The organism is bacterium (genome assembly GCA_041649255.1).
Classification (GTDB): domain Bacteria; phylum Hydrothermota; class UBA3073; order JACQXS01; family JAQTXJ01; genus JAQTXJ01.
This window is the reverse complement of sequence record JBAZNK010000018.1, coordinates 1-22,544: the sequence shown is the minus strand read 5'-3', so window position 1 is coordinate 22,544 and position 22,544 is coordinate 1. Positions and strand designations below refer to the sequence as shown.

Below are 22,544 nucleotides of genomic sequence, written 5' to 3'. Positions count from 1 at the left end.
TGGCTTTAGCCATTAGGGATTCTTATCCCGCTATTGCGGGGAATTTTTGATACAAGGGGGTTATATGTTAGGAGAAAACAAATTAAAAGAAATTGCAGAAAAAGCATTAAAACACTCGTCCGCAGAAGCTACCCAGCTTACTATTTGGGCATGGGATTCGGGCTTGACGAGATTCGCTACATCCTACATTCATCAGAATGTAAGTGAAGAAAATATCAGCATTAGCACACAATGCGTAAATAATAAAAAAATTGGTAACGCAAATACCAATTCTCTGGATAAAATTGACGGGACAATAAGCAAAGCCAACGAAATATCCAAACTCTGCCCTCCAAATCCGGAATGGCCCGGTTTTGCTAATCAATCGCCAATAGCGGAAGCAAATACTTTTATCCCTGAAACACAAAAATTTACCCCTGAAGAAAGAGCGAAAGGATGCAAAACTATTATTGACAGGGCAACCGCAGAAGGAAAAGATTTACAGGCGTACGGAAGTTTCGTCAGCGGCACTATGGAAGGATGTATCGCAAACTCAAACGGACTCTTCGTTTACAATAAAGCTACTTCCGCAACGATATCTACGACAATTATAGGAAAATCCGGAACAGGCTATGCCGCCGCAGGTAGCCGAGATGTAAGACAAATAAATTATAACGACGTAGCAGAAATTGCAGTGAAAAAAGCAGTATTGTCACAAAATCCAGTTAAAATCGAACCCGGCAAATATGAAGTAATACTTGAACCTCTGGCGGTAGTGGAACTCCTTGAATTCCTTTCCTGGCTCGGATTTAACGCGCTAAGTTATCAGGAAGGCAGAAGCCCGTTTTCCGGTAAATTAGGACAGAAACTGATGGGAGATAATATAACTATATGGGATGATGGACTGGACGCAAAAGGCTTCCCGTTCCCATTTGATTCCGAAGGAACACCGGTGCAAAAAGTTATGCTGGTCGAAAATGGCGTAGTAAAAAATATGGTATATGACCTCAGGTCGGCTAAAAAAGAAGGGAAAACTTCTACGGGACACTCAAGCGGGAACAGCGCTTATGGCGCATCTCCTTCTAATTTGTTTATGAAAGGCGATAATAATACTCTGGAATCAATGGTCTCAAAATCCTCTAAAGCAATTTTGGTTACAAGATTCTGGTATACGAATATTATAGACCCGATGACCGTCGCGTTAACGGGAATGACAAGAGACGGAACTTACCTTATAGAAAATGGGAAAGTTACAAAATCATTGAAAAACTTAAGATTCACTCAATCCGTAATAGAAGCGTTGTCACAGGTACTAGAACTATCAAAAGCTCTTCCTATCCCGGGTTCTATGAATTATGGTGTCCCTTACTTAAACGGAAGCGTCGTCCCGGCACTCAAAATTAAAGACTGGAACTTTACCGGAGTAAGTGAACATTAAATTATCTTAAAGGCTTGACAAATTTAGAATAACACTTAATATTCTCGATGATTTTAATTCTAATGTTACAACTGGCATTTGAACCGATAGATTGTGCGAGAGAAGGTATTTTCGAGACTCCTGTAGCATCATTCCAGCCTTCTGTTCACAGTCTGTATATGAATAACTTTGGAATACTGCCTTACGTAAGAGCAGAATTCTACCTGCCGAAAGGAATCGGACTCGGAATATCAAATTTCGGAAATGAACTTTATACGGAAAACCAATTCGTTCTCGGATATGCACATAATATAAAAATGCTAAGAATAGGAGCTTCCCTTCAAGGAATGAAAATGTATGTAGACGATGCTCAAGACCTATATATCGGAATAGGAGCAGGAATAAGCGCAAAATTCACAAGCTCCGTCAGCTGTAACTTTACTATGCAAAACTTTAATTCCCTTGAAGAAATTCCCCAAACAAATACTTATGAATTACTCCTCTCCCCTACTAATGAACTAAAAACTTCTATCCAATTATGTTCCATAGGAAAATTCTCTAACGAAGTAAGACTTATGAATGAAATTAAAGTATCAAACGCATTATCCATAGACTTAGGAGTAAAAAACAATCCCGATTCTTTTACGGGAGGAATAAAATTGAATTATAAAAACTTTAATATTTCCTATTATGCAAGAACCCATTCCGAACTGGGACTAACGCATATTTTAGGATTGGATATGTCACTTAAAAAGGGAGGTTAGAATGAAACGCTTGCTTGCAGGCATTGCTGTTTTGGTTATCGTAGGTTGCGGAAACAATAGTACCCCGCCTAAAAAAGAATTTACACCGCCGGTGGACAATAAAATTACTACAGATAAGGCAGATTCTTATGTCCAGGCTTCTAAATTCCTTATGGAAGCTATAAAAAAACAGGAAACATCTCTTCAGAAATTTATAAAAAGATGGAAACTGTCAAATGATTTATCCGAACTTTCTGACTCAACTTACACTGAAAAAAATCCACAGGTTGTTAAATCATGGAACCGCTTACAAGACCAGTGGCGTAGAGCAGAACTTAGCGCTTATGATAAAGCAAGTCTTGGAGAAGATGAATTTAATTGGATAGGCGGAGCACTCGCAGATTCAATAAATATAGATATCCAGAGCCGAATACAAAAACAATTGCAGTAACTTTGCACTGAAATGAGAGACGTAAAAGCGCCAACAGGCGTAAATATAAGTTGTAAATCATGGGCAACCGAAGCAGCTATGCGTATGCTGATGAATAATCTGGATAAAGACGTTGCCGAAATGCCCGAACAACTCATAGTCTACGGTGGAACAGGTAAAGCCGCAAGAAACTGGGAATGCTTCGATAAAATTGTAAATGCACTGCAAAACCTTAAAAGTGACGAAACCTTATTAGTCCAGTCCGGTAAACCCGTGGGAATATTTAAAACCTTTGAACACGCCCCGCGAGTGCTAATCGCAAATTCCTTACTCGTCCCCAAATGGGCTACATGGAGCGAATTCAATCGCCTTGAAGCTATGGGATTGACAATGTACGGGCAGATGACCGCCGGAAGCTGGATTTATATAGGAACTCAAGGAATACTTCAGGGAACTTATGAAACTTTTGCCGCCTGCGCAAAAAAATACTTCTCGAACTCGCTCGCAGGGAAATTCATACTTACCGCAGGTATGGGCGGTATGAGCGGAGCTCAACCCCTTGCAGCAACTATGAACTCTGCCGTTATCCTTGACGTTGAAGTTGATAAAAATAAAATTGAACGCAGAATTAAACAGGGATTTTGTGACGTAATATCATATAATCTGGATGATGCATTAAAACTCGTAGATGATGCACGTAAAACCAAAACACCAAAATCTATCGGACTCGTCGGTAATGCAGCCGAAATTCATCCCGAACTCCTAAAACGCGGAATTATTCCGGATATAGTTACCGACCAAACTTCCGCTCATGACGAATTAAACGGATACGTTCCTTCGGGAATGCCTCTCGAAAAAGCCCTTGAACTACGGAAAAATAATCCCGAAGAATATATAAAACTTTCCTTTGAATCTATCGTTAAACACCTATCCGCTATGCTTGAAATGCAAAAACAGGGAGCAATAGTTTTTGATTACGGTAATAATATAAGAGGTCAGGCACAAAAAGCAGGTTTTAAAGATGCTTTTAAAATTCCGGGATTCGTTCAGGAATACATTCGCCCTCTTTTCTGTGAAGGCAAAGGTCCTTTCAGATGGGCAGCATTATCCGGAGACCCTAAAGATATCTACGCTACGGATGAAGCCGTTCTTAAAGAATTCCCCGAAGATGAAACACTGAAACGATGGATTAAACTGGCAAGAGAAAAAATTCAGTTCCAGGGACTGCCCGCAAGAATATGCTGGCTCGGTTACGGAGAACGCGCAAGATTCGGAAAAGTAATAAATAACTTGGTAAAAACCGGAAAAATCTCTGCCCCAATAGTGATAGGCAGAGACCACCTTGATACGGGCTCGGTTGCCTCGCCTGCTCGGGAAACTGAAGGTATGAAAGATGGCTCCGACGCTATAGCGGATTGGCCTATATTAAATGCCCTTCTAAACACTGCTTCCGGCGCAACGTGGGTGTCCGTTCACCACGGCGGCGGCGTAGGTATCGGAAATTCAATACACGCAGGACAGGTAACCGTAGCGGACGGAACAAAAGAAATGGAAGAACGCCTTGACCGCGTGCTTACTAATGACCCGGGAATAGGCGTGATGAGACATTTAGATGCAGGATACGAAAAAGCAATAAATACGGCAAAAGAAAAAAATATTAAATTACCTTAATTATGGCAAAAAAATCTAAAACTGTAGACAAAATAGGAGTAATATTACCTCAACTGCTCACCTCATTGGGAATAAAAACAGGCATAGAACAACATAAATCATTGTTAATATGGAATCAAATTGTAGGAAAAACTATCGCTGCTCACACTACACCGGGATGGATAAAATTTGGTGTTTTGTTCGTACTGGTAGATGATTCAATATGGCTCCAGGAACTGGAATTCTTGAAATCCCAAATCCTGCTTAAAATCAATGAACATCTGGAAACAAGTAAATTAAGAGGTATTAAATTTCTTCAAAACAATAATCAAAGATAGGAAGCCCTTGAGTCCGCATCAAGCGGACGATTAGGGATTCTTATCCGGAGTTAGATAGGATAAAGAGGAGAAAAGATGCAAAAATCTAATAAGGGTTATTCCGCAGATGAAATAAAAGTGTTACAGGATATTGAAGCGGTAAGACATCGCCCTTCAATGTATATAGGAGATACTGAAAAATACGGCCTTCATCATCTCGTTTTTGAAATAACTGATAATTCTATAGATGAAGCTATTGTAGGATATTGCAATAGAATAGAAGTTACTATTGGTAAAGATGAAAGCATTACCGTTAAAGATAACGGCAGGGGAATACCTGTTGATGAACATCCTGAAGAAAAGAAATCAGCGCTGGAAGTTGTGATGACCATCCTTCACGCCGGCGGTAAATTTGACCACAAAGCTTATAAAGTTTCAGGCGGATTACACGGAGTCGGACTTTCCGTAGTAAATGCTCTATCGGAATGGCTTGAAGTAAAAGTAGTGCGTGAAAATAAGATGTATCACCAGAGATATGAAAAAGGAAAACCCGTTACTAAATTAACCGTCATAGAAGAAGGCGATACGCTTGCAAATGGAACGGAAATTCATTTTATGCCGGATAAAGAAATATTTTCTCTGGTCAAATTTAGTTATGATATACTCGCAGAAAGACTTCGTGAATTGGCTTTCCTGAATAAAGGAGTCACTTTAACCCTTACCGATGCAAGAACAGATAAAGTTCAGGAATTCTTTTACAAAGGTGGGATAGTTGAATTCATTACTTTCGTTACACAGGACAAAGAAACTTTGCACACTCCTATTTATTTTCAACTGGAAAAAGAAGGCATAGATACCGAAGTCTGTTTCCAATACACTACGTCTTATACCGAAAATATGTTCAGCTACGCAAATAATATCAATACAAAAGAAGGCGGGACACATCTTATCGGATTCAAAGCAGGACTAACAAGGGTAATAACCAATTATATAAAAGAACATAACCTATCCAAAAACCTTGAAGTTACCGGTGACGATACCAGAGAAGGCATTACTGCCGTTATATCCGTAAAGGTAAGAGACCCGCAGTTTGAAGGTCAGACCAAAACTAAACTTGGGAATTCTGATATTAAAGGAACCGTTGAATCTATAACAAATGGCTATCTGTCAATATTCTTTGAAGAAAACCCCAAAATCGCGGAAAGCATTGTAAATAAAATTTTAAGTACGACTAAAACAAGAATGGCTGCCCAACAGGCAAGAGACCTTAGCCGTAAAAAAAATATCTTCGACCAATCACCTTTACCCGGGAAACTTGCAGATTGCTCCGATAGCAACCCCGAACTTACTGAAATTTATATCGTAGAAGGAGATTCCGCAGGCGGTTCCGCTAAACAAGGCAGAGATAGAAAATTCCAGGCAATACTGCCGATAAAAGGTAAAATATTAAATGTAGAAAAAGCAAGCGAAGATAAAATATGGGAATCGGAAGAAATAAAAGCCATAATGAAAGCGCTTGGACTTAGTGATGAAAAGAAAGAATTACGCTATTATAAAGTAATTATAATGACCGATGCGGACGTTGATGGATTACATATAAGAACACTCTTGCTTACCCTGTTCTATAGACACGCAAAAGACCTCATAGAAAAAGGTCATATCTATATCGCCCAGCCTCCTCTATACCGTGTAAAAATTAAGAGCAAAAGTCATTATATCTATACGGATGAAGAACTAAATGATTTAATCGGTGGAAAAGATCCCAAACCTGATGTCCAGAGATATAAAGGATTAGGTGAAATGAATCCGGAAGAGTTGTTCTCTACAACAATGGACCCGAACACAAGAACCTTAAAACAAATTACAATGGAAGATTCCGTAGAAGCTGAAAGAATGTTCACTGTCTTAATGGGAGATAAGGTTGAACCTCGCCGTAATTTCATTGAACAAAACGCAAAATACGTGCAAAATCTGGATGTCTAATTTCATAATCCTTAAATAGTTGCCAATTAAAAGCGTTTGAGAGATATTGATTATTACCGTATTCCCTGTAATTTATGATTCTTAGCCTTTACGTAGTAAAAGAACATATCGCCCCTTTTTTTATCGGATTTTTAGCCCTCACATCCATATTGCTTATGAATCAAATCTTTCTTCTTATATGGGATGTAATTGGCAAAGGCGTTCCTTTCTTAACTGTATTGTATATATTACTTTTATATTTGCCTTCTATTTTCGCATTAACTATTCCTATGAGCGTAATGGTAGCATCCTGTATGGCATTTGGTAGATTGTCTTCGGATTTTGAAATTACGGCAATAAGAAGCTCAGGGATTAACCCGTTAAAACTTAATACGCTTCCCCTAATTATGGGTACAGGACTCGCACTTTTTATGATATGGTTCAACAATCATACTTTACCTGAAGCTAATCATAAACTAAAAAATATAATGCTTGAATTGGCACAAAAAAAACCAAGTTTACAAATAAAACCTTTCGTGACATTTACTGATTTTGAAGGATATTACCTAAATGTAGGAGCTGTTAATTATAAATCAGGACAAATTGAACGTGTCAGATTACTAGAAAAATCTACCGAACGAGAAATTTTTGCCCAAAACGGCAAATTTATTACTTCTGGCAACAAAATTATATTGGTATTAAATAATGGCGAGATTCACGAATTGATTAAAGATAAGCGATACCGTAAAATAAGCTTTAAAGAGCATCGTATTTATATTCCTATGGATAACGAAGAAATTAGAATACAAAAAGACTTCAGAGGAGAACGGGAACTCTCCGCTCAAGCACTAAAAAAAGATATAAACAGGGAATTACAAAAATCCAAACCAAATAAGAAGGTTAAAAATGGTAAAATATACTCAATGCTGGTAGAATACCATAAAAAATACTCAATCCCGGCAGCCTCTTTCATATTTATTCTGTTAGGTTGCCCATTAGCAATCAGGGTAAAAAAAAGAGGCGTAGGTGTAGGTTTCGGTTTACCCCTGTTATTCTTTATATTCTATTATGTATGCCTTGTAGGTGGAGAAAGTTTAGGGGATAGAGGCGTGGTTCAACCCTGGATTGCAATGTGGTTTGCAAACGCCGCATTGTTGATAATTGCAATAGTTGCAACCTTCAGGGCAAATAAATTATCCTGAATTGTAACTCAAGCTTCCAGCTTGAGCAGTAAATAATATCCCTACAACATCAAAAGTCTTATTAAGATACTAAATTGGATATGTTGAATCCATCCATCAAATCCGACTTAGACGGAAACGTTTTACTCAAAGATTATACCAACGAGGGAATCTACGAATCGAAAATATTCAGCAAGTTCTCAACAGCTTCTTTCTTTACATCATCTCTATTGTAAAAATTTTGATTTATTCTTTCCTTTACTTCTCTAATCTTGTCCTCTCTTATATCTAATGATTCAAAAAGGACCTTTTGAATCCCATTTATATCACCATTCGCACTATTTCTATCAGTCGTAGCCTTATCCGTACTCTTGGATTTTGAAGACGAGACTTTCGACTCATCTATAATGCTTTTTATTTTATCTATTCCCATTCTATAATCATTATCGTATGCTTTTGTAAAAACTTTAATAAAAAATAATTTATTTTTTTTTGAAGCTCTTATTCTTTTTTTTTAGAGCTTCTTATAAATTTTCTTGCCTTTCTTTATAAAAATATTAAGATCAATCTTATGAAGGCAGTTATACTTTCTGCAGGCTATGGAACAAGGGTAATGCCATTAACAAATTACCTCCCCAAACCCCTATTCCCTATATTTGGACAACCTATCATTGATAATATCATTTTTTACCTAAAATCGTTAAATATCTCTGAATTTTCTATAAATACACACCATCTGGCAGATAAAATAAAAAATTATGTATTATCAAGCGCTAAATTCAAAGCAACTTTTAATTTCTCTTATGAACCTCAAATACTTGGTATCGCAGGAGGTATCGGAAACATAAAAGAATTTTTACATTCCGAAGACATATTTATCGTTCATAATGGAGATATTTTAAGTAATATTAACCTCGAGCCCGCAATTGAATTCCATAGAAGAGAAAATGCAATAATTACACTCATATTACACGACTATAAAACATTTAACAAAGTAACGCTATCTTCTCCCCTCTCCCCCAACAATATTTCAAGTATTAATGCTCCTGCTAATCCAAAATCTCTTGCATTTACAGGAATTTCTATTATGTCAAACAAAATACTTGATTTTTTACCGGATAATAAGACGTCGGCGGATATTATACCCGTTTATAATAAATTAATCGACCTGCGCGCTATAAAAGGCTATATTTCCCAAAATCATTTCTGGTCAGACATAGGAACTCCTGAAAGCTACCTCGAAACCCATAAATCTATAGTTTTTAACAGGGTTAATCTGTCGATTCCTCGCCCCTCCGGTAATATTCACATTGGAAAAGATTCTAACATACCTAAAACTACTATACTAAAAGGCTTTGTTTCTATAGGACAAAATTGCATAATTGGAGAAAATGTGGTTTTAGAAAATTGTATTGTATGGGATAATATTACAATCGCTAATAATACAAATGATAAAAATAAAATATTTTATAGTAACTCAAGCTTCCCTCCCTACCGTCAGGCAGGCGGATTGAGTAGTAAATAATATTACTAAATGAAAGACATCATAAAAAAAGCTATTCGAAATCTTGGTTTCCACGACAACTTTGACATACAACAATTAACAGACGGTGGCTCGACCCGGGAATTTTATAGGGTTAAAGAAGACAATAAGTCTGTTATACTTCTGCTAGATACTGCCGAAAATAGAACATCCCGCCCCGGCAGTGAGCAGGAATTTGACAATTATATTGCAATTGCATCTGTCCTCAAAGAGACAAACACGCCAATTCCTGAAATTTACTATTATGATAAAAAAGAGCACTTCCTGCTTGCGGAAGATGTGGGAGACTTAAGCCTTGAACTTGCTATAAAAAAACATAATTATCCCGTTCCGGAAACTTATAAACAGGTCATTGACACACTTTTAAATATGCAAATAATGGGGTTATCAAAAAGTTCACACTGCCCCCCCATAATTACCCGTAAATTTGATTACGATACCTTTAGATGGGAAACTCAATATTTTACTCAATATTTTCTCGGTAAATATTGTAAAATGGAACATCCCGCCTTAGCCGTTATAAAAGATATAGAAAATAACCAACTTTTGCAGACTGAATTTCATAATCTGGCAATGAAACTCGTAAATGAGCCATTTTACTTTATGCATAGAGACTTTCAATCTAAAAATATCTTCTTAAAACAAAATAGGAAGTCCTTCTCTGCCTGCCGTCAAGCAGGTATAAATTACCCTGCCCTTCAGGGCGAGGGCATAAAACTAACTTCACATAATCTCTCGGGCTTTAGCCCGAAACAACCCGAAAAGTCCATCCACAATACTATATCGTTGACGACAAATGATTATACGATATACATTTTAGACTTTCAGGGAGCAAGACAAGGATTACTTGCTTATGATATAGTCTCATTACTAAAAGACCCCTATATGTTATTGGAAGACAAAACAAGAGAAGAACTTATCAATTATTATACTGATTCCCTGACAAATATATGGAAAATAAATATAAATATGGAACAATTTAAACAAACTTTTCTTTACACCGGGCTTCAACGAAATATGCAGGCACTTGGCGCATTTTCATTCCTTTCTCTTGTAAAAAATAAATCTTCATTCCTTCAGTATATCCCGGCCGGGGTTAATTACCTGAAAAAAGCCCTGTCTGACACCACTGAGTTTCCAGTGCTAAAAAAAATAGTAAATTCAATACCTTTATTTTAGAAAGCCCCTGAATGATAACGACTAGTCCATTTCAGACAGGTTATTCAGTTCTGCTGAACTCTGTTGTCCAACTCTACCGGATCACTTAATAACTGCAAATTTTGTAAGATATTTTTTATTAGTTTTAGCATTAAAGGCGATGACTAAATAAACTCCCGATGAAATTTTGTTTCCCGTCATATCTTTACCATCCCATACAACTTTAGAAGAATTAATATGCTCTATCTTTTTCAGTAATCTCCCGGATAAAGTATATATCCTAACTTCTCCGCCCGAATCATCGCCCGAAATACCTGCCGAGCCTATGTAAAATACTATTTCTTTCTGTTTTGATGCCATAAATGGATTCGGACATACTATAATTTTAGATAAAGTATCAAGAGAATTGGGCGATCCGATACAAAATCTTGATAGCCCATTTTCAGTCCCAACCCATAAAATATTATTTATATGGTCAAACTTTACTGATTTTGCAAGGTCATTCACTAAACCATCTTGAGTTGTATATTTTTCAAAACCGTCACCGGAAAGTTTCCTTATTCCACCTTCATCTGTTTCTGTAGATTTAGATATCGCAAACCATATATCGGTAGAATCTACTGTCATCCCACGAGGACTTCCACCAAGTTCACTTATGGTGTAAGAATTAACAATTTGCATATTCTTAAACTGGTATGCACCACTGGTAGAACCTACCCATACTTCCCCCGCCCTTCCCTTGTTGAAAAAATAAAATTCCTCTGCTATTAACTCTTTCTGCATAGTTCCATCTTTTTTCAGTATTACTAAACACTGAGGTCTTATACTGCCTAGCCATAAATTGTTATCGGCATCCATCATTAGTGGACATACCCATGACGTATACCCATTAGGGTCAGAAAAAGCCGTATCAACTTGATTTGTGCTGGATCTGATCCTACGAATATATCCATCCGTACTCGCAATCCATAAATCGTCATTTTCATCCAAACAAGAACCGGTAACAAAATTTGCACCCCCCGGTGCATCTATTGTTATTTGAATTATTGAATCGTTTGGAAATATTCTTGCTACCGCACATACCGCAGGGTCGTTCCAGTCTGCCATTATTATCCATTTATTATTACTTTTATCTACCATAACATTCGTAACAAAGGGAACTGAAAATGAATATACTTTCCATTTCCAATTATTTCCAACTTTGTATAACTTACTAACTTTATTATGTGTCCATCCAGGCTCTCCCCAATGACTTGACCAAATACCGCCATCCAAATCCATTGCCATATTAAGAAAATAGTTAGCAGCAGGTCCTTCCGGCTTGTATTCTTGAATAGGATCGGCATATTTTACAATTCCATTCCATGCAGTTCCAATCCATAATGTCCCGTCAAATAACAAAGCCCTCGAATCATAATTTGCAATTTGTATCCAATTGCAAGAAGTATCTCCAACTAATTCACACCTGTAAGTTCCTTGTGCACATGCCATCCACAAAGCAGTATCTACAACGCAAAAATCATTTACCTTGAAATTAGTATCTACAATATCCCACAATACGCTGTCTCCCAATCTTATACTATCAATAAGGATTCTTGCTATTCCCTTCTTAGTTCCTGCCCATATATAGTTATTCCACTTTTCAATAGCATATACTGTATCATTGGGTAATCCATTTTTATTGTTAAATACCATCAAATCATCAAAAACCCTGTTTGACACCCCGATTCCACTATTTGTCCCAACCCACATCTTAGTAATATCAAATTTCACTACCCCACCACCATCTACACCTATCCACTTTGCGCCAGTCGTCCCTTCTGTTATAACCCCAGAAATATTGTTGTTAGGCAAACTGGAATTTGATGTGTCATAAACCACCCAGCTATTGCTGTCAAACTTCACTAACCCACCACCATCTGTGCCTATCCATTTTGCGCTCCCTTCTATCGCAAGAATGCGAACATCATTATCAGGCAACCCTGAATTTGTGGTATCATAAACAGCCCAGGTTGTGCCGTCAAACTTCGCTAAGCCTCCACCATATGTACCTATCCACTTTGCGCTTCCCTCTGTTGCAAGAGCGCGAATATCATTATCAGGCAACCCTGAATTAGCTTGAGTATAAACAGTCCAGGTTGTGCCGTCAAACTTCACTAACCCACCACCATCTGTGCCTATCCATTTTACACCAGTCGTCCCTTCTATTGCAAGTGCCTGAATATTGTTATCCGATAAACCGGAGTTTGATTCGTTGAACACAGTCCAGTTAGTCCCGTCAAACTTCACTAACCCACCACCATCTGTGCCTATCCATTTTACACCAGTACTGTCTTCTATTATAATCGCAGAAATATTATTATCCGATAAACCGGAATTTGATGTGTCATAAACCACCCAGCTATTCCCGTCAAACTTCACTAACCCACCATCTAAAGTGCCTATCCATTTTGAGCCAGTCGTCCCCTCTATTGCAAGAGCTCGAATATGGTTATCCGATAAACCGGAATTTGATTCGTTGAACACAGTCCAGTTATTCCCGTCAAACTTCACTAACCCACCACCATCTGTGCCTATCCACTTCGCGCTGCCTTCTATTATAATTCCAGAAATATTGTTGTTAGATAAACCGGAATTTGATGCATTATACCGCCTCCAGATATCTATACCTTCAAATATTTTTATTTTTTTAACTTCGTTACTCGGCTGAAGATTTTTAAGCACAACTCCCTGCTGATTAATATTAAAAGGATCCCCTTTCATATCATAAAGCCATATTTTAGTATTATCTTCTGTCCCTACCCACACTGAATCACCATCTATACAAATTGATGAAAAATTATAACTTGGCAACCTCTCCGTATATGTAAAAAGTCTTTTTTTGCTTATATCGGAAGACATAACAATTACTCCACCGGTACTACTTGCACAGAGAAACCACATATTACCATATTTATCAATAGCAACATTTACTATTTGATTATTGGGTAATCCGCTTGTATTTGTAATACGTTGGAAAGTAGTATCCGTTGTTGACTTCTTATACCCTAATATTCCACCATTAGTAGCCGCCCATATGTTTTCGCCATTTGATGCAATATTATATATTGGTTGTGGATTTAAAAAACTCGTCCATTGTTGTGTCATAATTAGAAATAATATTATCATAATCCTCTCCTCTTTACAAGCTGGATATGTTCATAACTTGTTATCCCGCTTTGTTATAGCTTTTTAATCTGTCTTATATCCTTACTTATCTTCATTTATACTATATTTTTATTTTATTCAATAACTCTTTCATATCTGCAGTTGCAACACAAATAACCGTATCCGCACCACCATAATAAACAAAAAGTGTATCTTTTATTACTACTGCACCACACGTAAAAACTACATTCGGAACTAACCCCTCTTTCTCATAACTTTCACTGGGACTCAAAAATGGCTCTGAATATCTATATATAATTTTAGACGGGTCATCTAATGATGCCATAGCAATGCCCAATTGATAATGAAATTTTTCATTTACTCCATGATATACAATAAGCCAACCTTTCTTAGTTCTAATAGGCGGAGCGCCTCCACCTATCTTAAAGTTTTCCCACCCGGGACGAATCTTCATTATTATTTTAGCTTCATCCCAGTTTTTCAAGTCTTTTGAATAACTTATCCACATATGAGGCGGTATTCTATGATATAAAACATATTTCCCTTTAATACGTTCGGGAAATAAAAAAGCATCCTTATTGTCTACTCTGAAAAATGGATACCAGGGCTTTTCCCAGTTCCATCTCTTGCTCAAAAAATCACGTAAAGAAATAGACGTCATTCCCAATTGTATTGAATTTACCCGTCTGCTAATACCCGGAACTTGCCCGAAAGCCGTATAACACATATATATTCTATCTTCTATCCTTGTTAATCTTGGATCTTCGCATCCAAAACATTCAAAATCACTCGAAGAATCTCCGGTAAAAATTGGCTCTGCTAATCTTTCATCAATATGAAAACCATCTTTACTTGAAGCATACCCAAATCTTGACACTCCGCCATCTACACCTCTTGCCCTATACACAAGATGAACTTTTCCACCTTCATATAATGCCGCACAATTATATACCATACGGGCTTCCCATGAATTTTTAAATATGGGTTCTAAAATCGGGTTCCCACTATATCTCTTTAAAATATTATTCATAGTTTTTTTACGAGCTAGAAAGCATATTACTTGCTAATATTATTTATATTACTCTTCTTATATTCTTCTTAAAGACTTTTAAAAAGCTCTATAAATTTTCTTCCTATCTCCTTATAGGAATTTTCAGTTACATATAGTTTTGCAGATTCTAATGTTTTTCTATATTCTTCTTTTTCTTCAAACACGGAAATCAATTGATGCTTTAATTCATCCGTATCCGAAAATTTCATTACTTCTTTATCAAAATATTCAGCAAAATTTGAATTTCGTGTTATCATAGGACATCCGGAACCAAGACATTGAAAAGCAGTGCTTGACACAACAACCTGTGAAGCAGAAGGTTTATTAAAAATCAAAGCATCCGCTGCATATAAATAATCATATAACTTATTTGTATCCGGTATTTCTTCTATAATCTTGACGGGCATAGGAATAACAGGTAAACAACTTTTTAAAAAATTGACGATATCCTTTTCTTTTGACACAATAAGTAACAGCAAAGGATACTTCTTACCAAGTTCTGCAATATCCGGAATAATATCTATTATGTGCTTTGCCGCCGGACCAAAAGAAAAAACAATCTTTTTATCCATCGGCAAATCTAATTTTCTTCTTGCATTTCCTTTATTGCCGGGATTCCATGGTAAACAAGGATACGGAATTATACGAGTTTTATCTCCATATACCGGTTCTAAAAATTCTTTATATCTTTTATCAAAACATACGACAGAATCCCATCCAAACTGATAAAAATCAGGGTTTTTAGACAAATTACCATCGTGAATTACAGTTACACATTTTGAACGTTTTTTTATCCTTTTAAAAATCTTTCCTAATTCATTTTTAGGCAGCATTCCTAAATCCTGTGTAACAAATACTTCACATTCTGAAGTTAAAAATGGAATAGGATCTAATTTCGGAGGAATATAACTCGATACGGTAAAACACCTTGTGACATAAGGTTCATCTATAGCTGTAATTGCTGTCCCATGAAATGCATAGTCATAAAAAGTAAAAATTTCTAATTTGTGCCCGCTTTCTATCCATTCTTTCCCAATAAGTTCGGCATGAAAAGAAGAACCTGAATTAGTATTCCATCCCCCCATCATTCCTATTTTCATTATTAAATTACCTTTCCCCCAACTTACATTAGGGCTCTTTATTTTATTTTAATTTTCCCGTATTTTATCAAATGTACTAAATTCCTTTTTGATGGACATATATAAGCACAACTACCACATTCAATACAGTCCATTATACAAAGTTTTTTTGCTTCGTCAAACTTATTTTTTTCAACACAATCTGCAATCCTTGATGGGATTAATCCCGTCGGACAAACAGAAACACACGCGCCACATCTTATACAGGGATACTCCTCATATAAAGAAACATCTCGTTTGCTTTGTACAAGAATACCTGATGTTGTTTTTATTACAGGTACATTATCATCAGCTTGGGCAATCCCCATCATTGGACCACCCATTATAATTTTAGCCGGTTCTTCACTATACCCGCCACAAAATTCAATTGCATCTTTAAATAATGTTCCTATTCTTACTTTAATGTTTTTGGGTTGTTTTACCCTGCCCGTAACTGTTATTACCCTCTCTATTAAGGGTTTCTTGATTTTACAGGCTTCATATATTGCATAAACAGTGCTTACATTATACACCGAAACACCAACATCAAAAGAGAATCCTCCCGGTGGCACTTTTCTACCGGTAACAACCGGTACAAGTTGTTTTTCCTCTCCTTGAGGATATTTTGCTCTCAATATATGAACGTAAAAACCAAATTCCTTCGCAATTGCTTTGATTTGCCATAAATTTTTAATTTTATTATTTCCTATCCCAACAAAACATCTTTTCGCACCAACAACACTCATTATAAGTTTGACTCCTTCAAATATTTCTCTTGTTTTTTCCATTATCAATCTAGAATCTCCCGTTAAATATGGTTCCGATTCACATACATTTAAGATTATAGTATTTATTGATTTGTCTTTTTGTGGAATTAGTTTTATATATGTCGGGGAAGCTCTTCCCCCCATCCCTACAATACCGGCATCCTCCACCCGTTTTATAATTTCATCGGGAGAAACTGCCTCGTCAGAATATAATTCCATTTCATCTTTCCCATCCGATTCTATCACCACAGAAAGTACTTTTTCCCCGGAAGAAGAAAAATAAGGCTCAATGCCTTTTACTGTCCCCGAAATACTTGAATGTATATTACAGGAAGCCCTTGAGTCAGCCTCATACGGACGATTAGGGATTCTTGTCCAGCTCGCTGGAGATGATAGATCCCCATCAATTTTACCTATTTTTGTCCCGGCTTTTACTTTCATTTTAGCTTCAATAATAGGTTTTGCAGGAATCCCCATATGTTGGGATAAAGGAATAATAACCATTTCAGAAACAGGCATTATTTCAATAGTATTATTTTGTGTAATTTTCTTGCTGTGAGGACTTACTCCACCTAAAAATGTTCTAACCTGCATATAAACTCCTTTTATAAGCTCTTACCTTTTTTAGAGCTTCTTATCTACGCCTACCGCACTCTCTTTTTTTTAGAGATTGTTGTCACTAGAATTGTATTCATTTATCTTGTTTATTCCCAATAAGTTCACGAACAAACCTCTGCACAGCCTTATCTTTATCATTCATAAACTGATGAACCCTTTTGTCCCCTAACATAATAAGCGCTTCTATGGCTGCCATTCTTACTTCTCTTGATCTCGCCTGTCTAAACATACTCCCGGGCATTGCTACCTTTAAAAGCACAGGTGTTGAACTCGCATCCCCTAATTCAATCAAAGCCTTGCATGCACATATTTGTACCGTTTCTTTTTCATCTTTACGTTTATCCAGCATCTCAACCAACTTTACAGCTAAAGGGAAATAATGAAGTTCGCCTAAATAAGTAATTACTCTTTCTTTAATTGCGCTTATTTCATCGTTTATTTCCTCAAATAATAATTGTTTTGCGGATTCTGTGCCTATCTTATAAAGAATATCCACGACTTTCCTGCGAACATAAAAATTAGGATGATGCACTATCTTCTTCAATCCCTCTACTACCTGTTCCTCATAACCAATACCATCTAAGACATCAAGCATTTTTGAAATCGCAACGGGCAAAGGTTCTACCCTTATTTCCTCCATTAATTGGATAATTCCTGATTTCCCTATTTTCATAAGAATATCCGCAATCGCCTTTCGTAACCTTATATCTGTCACTTCTTTTAATTCGGCTATTAATGGTTTTATACAGGAATCTCCGATATCTAATAATATTGATATCGCCTTCTCTCTCCTCGATTCATCATCACTATGTAAATCATAGACTAATAACCGCGTAAACTCGGTCCCTATAAGACTGTCAATTGTAGATTTTGCACTTTCTCTTCTTTCATCAAATTCCGTAGAACTTGCATGCGCTCCAAGCATTTCCGTAATCATATGAGTAGAGGCATAGTCTCCCTGCTTAAGATATCTTGTTGCTGCATTACCAAGAATATTTACTATTTCTTTATAAATTTCCCCGTTCGTCTCTTTCCGCCCGACTTCAACAAACTTTTTGTCTATATCTTTTATAATCTTAGGCTCTCTGATAAACTCAATAACTGAATATAGTTTCTTGAAGGCTATTATTGCTTTCAATCTTATATCTGTAACACTTGCTTCCAAATTAGATGCTAATTTATTGCATAAATCACTCGCTTGTTCCAATTCTTCCGGCGAACGTAAACTTTCCAGTAAAGAAGGTAGTTTATTCAACAACTCTTCTTCTATCATATCTTTATTGTCCATATCCAAAAAGTCTTTTATTTCAAGTTTATCAGGAATAGGACGTTTATCCGCAACTACTTGAGTTTCTACTTTATTAGAAAAAACTTCCGTTCCGAGTTTCTCTATCACTTTATTTTTTAAATCCGATTTGACGCCGGAATCTTCAACCTTATCTATAAGTTTAGCGATTTCATCGGCATATAATAATACCTTATCTTTTATTCCCAATAAGTCCTGCCCTTTTGCTATAAGAATATCGTTATCCCCCATAGGCATATATAATTTTTCATTTATGCTTATATGTTCTGATGGTTCCGGTTTTTGTTTAAGAGAAAGCTTATGTAAAAAGTTATAAAGCTCTTGCTGGGTAAAACCGGGTTTAAAAGTTATACTTCTTATTGTACAAGCAGCAAGACAATCAAAAAATATCCCGCCCGCCGTTTCAGTTGACTTGTCATTTACAAGCAACTTGCCTTCCGACTCACTAATAGTAAGAGAAGGCTGTATTTTAAGAAAATTCAATATATCCGCACTGCAATTTTCCAGGGATTGCTTTATGATTTCACTATCAGGTGGATATAATAGTATATTGCTTAACGCTACCCTTAATTCTTTTATTATCATTAACTTTTTATCTAAAATCTACTATATACTTGTATTTCAAGAGAGAAAAATGTCAAGTCTTAATTATAATTTTATTAAACTCTCAAATCTCTCCCTTAACAATTCTATATTCAGCTCTTTACTAACTCTCTGGTTCCCCTGAAGTCCTAACTTTTCTGAAAGCTTTTTATCCAGCAATAATTTAATTATTGATTCGGCAAGTTTCTTACTATCTCCCTGCTCTACTAAAATTCCCGTAACACCATCTATTATCGCTTCCGAAACCCCACCCGTTTTATATGCAACTACAGGTGTCCCGCAGGCATTTGCCTCTATATACACTATTCCAAATCCTTCTCCCTTAACCCCTTCTGATACAGACTTTTCAATGCTTGGCATCACAAACACGTTCGCAGCTTTGTATAAACCGGCTAATTCTTCCTGGCTTACCTTTCCAGTAAATACAACATACTCCGATAATTTCAAATTATTTATATCTTCTCTAAATCTATCATAATCATCCCCGGTCCCGACAACTACCCAAACAACATCAGGAATTTTTTTAATTATTTCAGGTAATATTTTTATCATAACATCATGCCCTTTATATCTCTCTTCCTTTGACATACGCCCCACAGTTAACATAATTGACTTGTTGGACATCCCACCGCCTTGGGACTTATTATAAAGATTATATTTTTTAACGACAGGAGTTTCATCAACCCCTAAATTAAAAACTCTCATATCCACTACGGGATAAATCTTCACTATTTTTGATAAAGGTATCCCTAACTTTAATAAATATTTCTTCGTAAACTCTGATATAGTAATTACTCTGTATGCTTTCATCATTAACCATCTCATTAATAACCTGTACCTAAAAGTAGTTACTTCCATCCCATAAGTATATACTATATATGGTTTTAACGCTAATACTCCCACAATTGCCGTAAGGATATGCCCACAAATTAAAAAGTCGGTCCGCCTGAGTCGGATTAATAATATAGTTTTTACAATAATAAAAGGTAATGATAATTTCTTATCCCCTTTAACATAAGGCACACGATAAATTCTAAAACTCTGTTTCCTGTCAAACTCTCTTGCCCCCGGACTATTCGGTGCAATCACATCTATTCCCATGCTTTTTGCAATTCCATATAATACATTCTGAATTCCCCCATTTTCAGGCGGAAAATCCGGCGTTACTAAAATAACTTTATAGGAAGCTCTTTCCGCCTCTGGCGGATTAGAAATTCCTATCTTTTTTTTATACCCCATATTATAATCCTGGACAAAAAATCTTTATTGAAAGCTATTCCGGACAATATCCCCTACTTTTTCCCCGAGTATTTTATATTCAAAATGTTTCTTCGCAATTTCTCTACTACTATTTCCCAATGACAATAAATCACGATTATCATAAATTTTACAAATTCTATCAACTAATTCCAAAGGATAATTCAAATCTTTCATTCCGGAATAAGGAACTAACATTGCTTCGGGCAATAATCCAACAACGGTTCCTACTTTGGTCGCTAAAATATACTTATTGCAGGATAAATATATCGGTATTTTACCCGTAGTCCTCATCCAGCCCAAAATATTATTGGTTTGAGTGGAAATACATATATCCATAAGACTAATATATTTATATACTTCTTCGTATTTAATATTCCCGAGAAATAATATCTTATCCTGTATTCCATACTCTTCTGCTTTCTTTTTTAATATCGGAACCCCGTCACCTTCGCCTATTATTATACCTTTTATTTTTCTCTTCACATCCATATCGTTAAGCAATTTTATTACTTCTACTATTTCCCATCCGTAACACATTTCCAATGATTTACTCCAGTTAATGCTTCCCAAAACTCCTACTGTAAAAGAATCATCCAAACCAAATTCTTTTCTAAAAGCCCCGCTGTCTTCTATTGGTTTTACAACATTCGTATCCACACCATCAGGGATAAAATACACGTTTTTATAACCAAGCACATCAAAATATATTTTATGATATGTTCCTCTGACAATAATTATGTTTGATAATCTCCATAATAATTTTTCCATATTTTTTATAAACATAATCTCTATCCATAATCTATCCCCGTTAATTTTTGCTACTTCATAGTTTATGTCTCCTATATCAATAATTATTTTTGTCTTAAAAATAATTTTTGCCAAAAGAGCAGGAATAGAATTAACATATCCAACCTGTAAAACATATATTAATGAGGGTTTATTCTTTAATACAACTTTAATAAACTTTAATACTGTTTTGATTTTTGTTTCAGTTTTATAATGTATCGCAGTCTGGTAAAAATCATCCACAAAACCTAAAAATCTCTTTGCTCTTATCCCCGCCCAACTGTCAGGGCTGCCATTGACTAAAAATAAAAATTTATGCATTATGATTGATTGTTTTTATAGAACACAGTGTTAATTTAGCCACTAAACACATTTACATTCATAGGGTAAATTCAATAATTTGTCAAGCTGTTGTTTGCTTTGCGGTATTGCTTCATAAGAAGCCTTCCTGTGTTTAGCAGAAGGGCTTCCTTCTGGGTAGGTTGACCGACGTCGGTCAACCTACCCAGACGTTTTTCGTTTAGCTAGAGTTTGTTTCGTCAGAAACATTACTCTAGCTTATCCAGCTCAGCTACAAACTCTTGGATACAATCCTTAGAGTTTGTTGTCCAGCTTAGCTGGGGCTGGGCTCTACTTCATCAATATGAGTTTCTTTGTTTCTTTTAATGTGCCTGCCGTCAATTTTACAAAATAAATACCTGTAGTTAATCCTTTCCCGGAAAAATTAACTTCATAAGTTCCAATTTCTTTTTTCTCATTGATTAATGTTTTCACCGCTACACCTGTGATATTATAGATTGTCAATGATATCATGCTCGGAAGAGCAACAGAGTATTTAATAGTAGTGGAATTAATAAATGGGTTTTTAATTATTTTCAAATCCCCATTCCCCATTCCAAAATCCAAATTTGATGGTTCCTCTATCCCTACACACGAATATTTGATTGTAGCGTAATGAGTTGCGTAGCCAGAAATATCAAAACCAGTACTCATTCCGGTTACATATACATAATTGTTGTTATACAATGCAATTGAATAAGCTCTGTCGTCTCCATTACCTGGTGGTCCGTTATATCTTTGTACCCATTCTTCACTTCCTGAACCGTTATATTTTATCGTCGCATAATCAAGATATGTTCCATTCCCCTCACTGTATCCTGTTACATATACATTTCCACTACTATCTAATACAATTCCCGTTGCACAATCCTCACCATTCCCGGGTCCACCATATCTTCTAACCCACATTGTATCCCCTGAACCGTCATATTTTATTGTAGTATAGTCATAATTGGTTCCAATTCCATAGCTTTTTCCCGTTACATACACATTGCCACTGTTATCTATAGCAAGTGCAGTTGCTTCGTCTATTTTGCCACTATTGCCAGAACCACGGTATTTTCTGACCCACATCGTATCCCCTGAATTGTTATATTTTATTGTTACATAACTACTATCCGTTCCCCAATGACATCCTGCAACATACA

18 protein-coding genes are annotated in these 22,544 nt (G+C 36.2%); 9 read left to right on the top strand and 9 right to left on the bottom strand.

Annotated features, from left to right (window positions below; genetic code table 11):
- Positions 1-64 precede the first annotated feature (64 nt).
- From WC614_11535 to WC614_11505, 7 genes are all read left to right on the top strand, one after another.
- The gene (locus WC614_11535; GenBank protein ID MFA5033636.1) at positions 65-1,417 is read left to right on the top strand and encodes a TldD/PmbA family protein; all 1,353 of its coding nucleotides are present in this window, start codon (positions 65-67) and stop codon (positions 1,415-1,417) included.
- A gap of 47 nt (positions 1,418-1,464) precedes the next feature.
- Positions 1,465-2,160: a hypothetical protein gene (locus tag WC614_11530; protein ID MFA5033635.1), complete on the top strand. Its 696-nt coding sequence runs from the start codon at positions 1,465-1,467 to the stop codon at positions 2,158-2,160.
- A gap of 1 nt (position 2,161) precedes the next feature.
- Positions 2,162-2,590 (top strand): hypothetical protein, encoded by a 429-nt coding sequence (locus WC614_11525; GenBank protein MFA5033634.1) that lies wholly within the window; start codon positions 2,162-2,164, stop codon positions 2,588-2,590.
- A 12-nt stretch (positions 2,591-2,602) separates the two neighbouring features.
- Complete coding sequence (gene hutU / locus WC614_11520; protein MFA5033633.1) at positions 2,603-4,240, top strand: urocanate hydratase; 1,638 nt, start codon at positions 2,603-2,605, stop codon at positions 4,238-4,240.
- Between the two features lie 2 nt (positions 4,241-4,242).
- Positions 4,243-4,557, top strand: coding sequence for a DUF721 domain-containing protein (locus WC614_11515; protein ID MFA5033632.1), 315 nt, complete (start codon positions 4,243-4,245; stop codon positions 4,555-4,557).
- Positions 4,558-4,632: 75 nt separating this feature from the next.
- Positions 4,633-6,519 (top strand): DNA topoisomerase (ATP-hydrolyzing) subunit B, encoded by a 1,887-nt coding sequence (gyrB, locus tag WC614_11510; GenBank protein MFA5033631.1) that lies wholly within the window; start codon positions 4,633-4,635, stop codon positions 6,517-6,519.
- A gap of 74 nt (positions 6,520-6,593) precedes the next feature.
- The gene (locus WC614_11505) at positions 6,594-7,700 is read left to right on the top strand and encodes an LptF/LptG family permease (protein ID MFA5033630.1); all 1,107 of its coding nucleotides are present in this window, start codon (positions 6,594-6,596) and stop codon (positions 7,698-7,700) included.
- A gap of 151 nt (positions 7,701-7,851) precedes the next feature.
- Here WC614_11505 and WC614_11500 read toward each other — a convergent pair whose 3' ends face one another.
- Positions 7,852-8,112 (bottom strand): hypothetical protein, encoded by a 261-nt coding sequence (locus WC614_11500; GenBank protein MFA5033629.1) that lies wholly within the window; start codon positions 8,110-8,112, stop codon positions 7,852-7,854.
- A 138-nt stretch (positions 8,113-8,250) separates the two neighbouring features.
- On the opposite strand from WC614_11500, the gene WC614_11495 reads away from it, so the two are divergent.
- The gene (locus tag WC614_11495) at positions 8,251-9,204 is read left to right on the top strand and encodes an NDP-sugar synthase (protein ID MFA5033628.1); all 954 of its coding nucleotides are present in this window, start codon (positions 8,251-8,253) and stop codon (positions 9,202-9,204) included.
- A gap of 9 nt (positions 9,205-9,213) precedes the next feature.
- Complete coding sequence (locus WC614_11490; protein ID MFA5033627.1) at positions 9,214-10,401, top strand: phosphotransferase; 1,188 nt, start codon at positions 9,214-9,216, stop codon at positions 10,399-10,401.
- Positions 10,402-10,482: 81 nt separating this feature from the next.
- On the opposite strand, the gene WC614_11485 is transcribed toward WC614_11490, so the two are convergent.
- The 8 genes from WC614_11485 to WC614_11450 form a co-directional block, all read right to left on the bottom strand.
- Positions 10,483-13,548 (bottom strand): hypothetical protein, encoded by a 3,066-nt coding sequence (locus WC614_11485; GenBank protein MFA5033626.1) that lies wholly within the window; start codon positions 13,546-13,548, stop codon positions 10,483-10,485.
- Positions 13,549-13,648: 100 nt separating this feature from the next.
- Positions 13,649-14,578 carry a glycosidase gene (locus WC614_11480; GenBank protein ID MFA5033625.1) on the bottom strand — a complete coding sequence of 310 codons (930 nt, stop codon included), beginning with the start codon at positions 14,576-14,578 and terminating at the stop codon, positions 13,649-13,651.
- 68 nt (positions 14,579-14,646) lie between these two features.
- Positions 14,647-15,699, bottom strand: a complete 1,053-nt coding sequence (locus tag WC614_11475) for a hypothetical protein (GenBank protein ID MFA5033624.1) — start codon at positions 15,697-15,699, stop codon at positions 14,647-14,649.
- A 38-nt stretch (positions 15,700-15,737) separates the two neighbouring features.
- Entirely contained in the window at positions 15,738-17,078 is a 1,341-nt protein-coding gene (gene rsxC, locus WC614_11470) for an electron transport complex subunit RsxC (GenBank protein ID MFA5033623.1), read from the bottom strand.
- A gap of 97 nt (positions 17,079-17,175) precedes the next feature.
- Positions 17,176-18,993, bottom strand: a complete 1,818-nt coding sequence (locus WC614_11465) for a HEAT repeat domain-containing protein (GenBank protein MFA5033622.1) — start codon at positions 18,991-18,993, stop codon at positions 17,176-17,178.
- Between the two features lie 63 nt (positions 18,994-19,056).
- The gene (locus WC614_11460; protein ID MFA5033621.1) at positions 19,057-20,250 is read right to left on the bottom strand and encodes a glycosyltransferase family 4 protein; all 1,194 of its coding nucleotides are present in this window, start codon (positions 20,248-20,250) and stop codon (positions 19,057-19,059) included.
- 24 nt (positions 20,251-20,274) lie between these two features.
- Entirely contained in the window at positions 20,275-21,378 is a 1,104-nt protein-coding gene (locus tag WC614_11455) for a glycosyltransferase (GenBank protein MFA5033620.1), read from the bottom strand.
- Between the two features lie 309 nt (positions 21,379-21,687).
- Positions 21,688-22,544, bottom strand: an 857-nt coding sequence (locus tag WC614_11450; GenBank protein ID MFA5033619.1) for an SBBP repeat-containing protein, incomplete at its 5' end; no start/stop codon positions are given.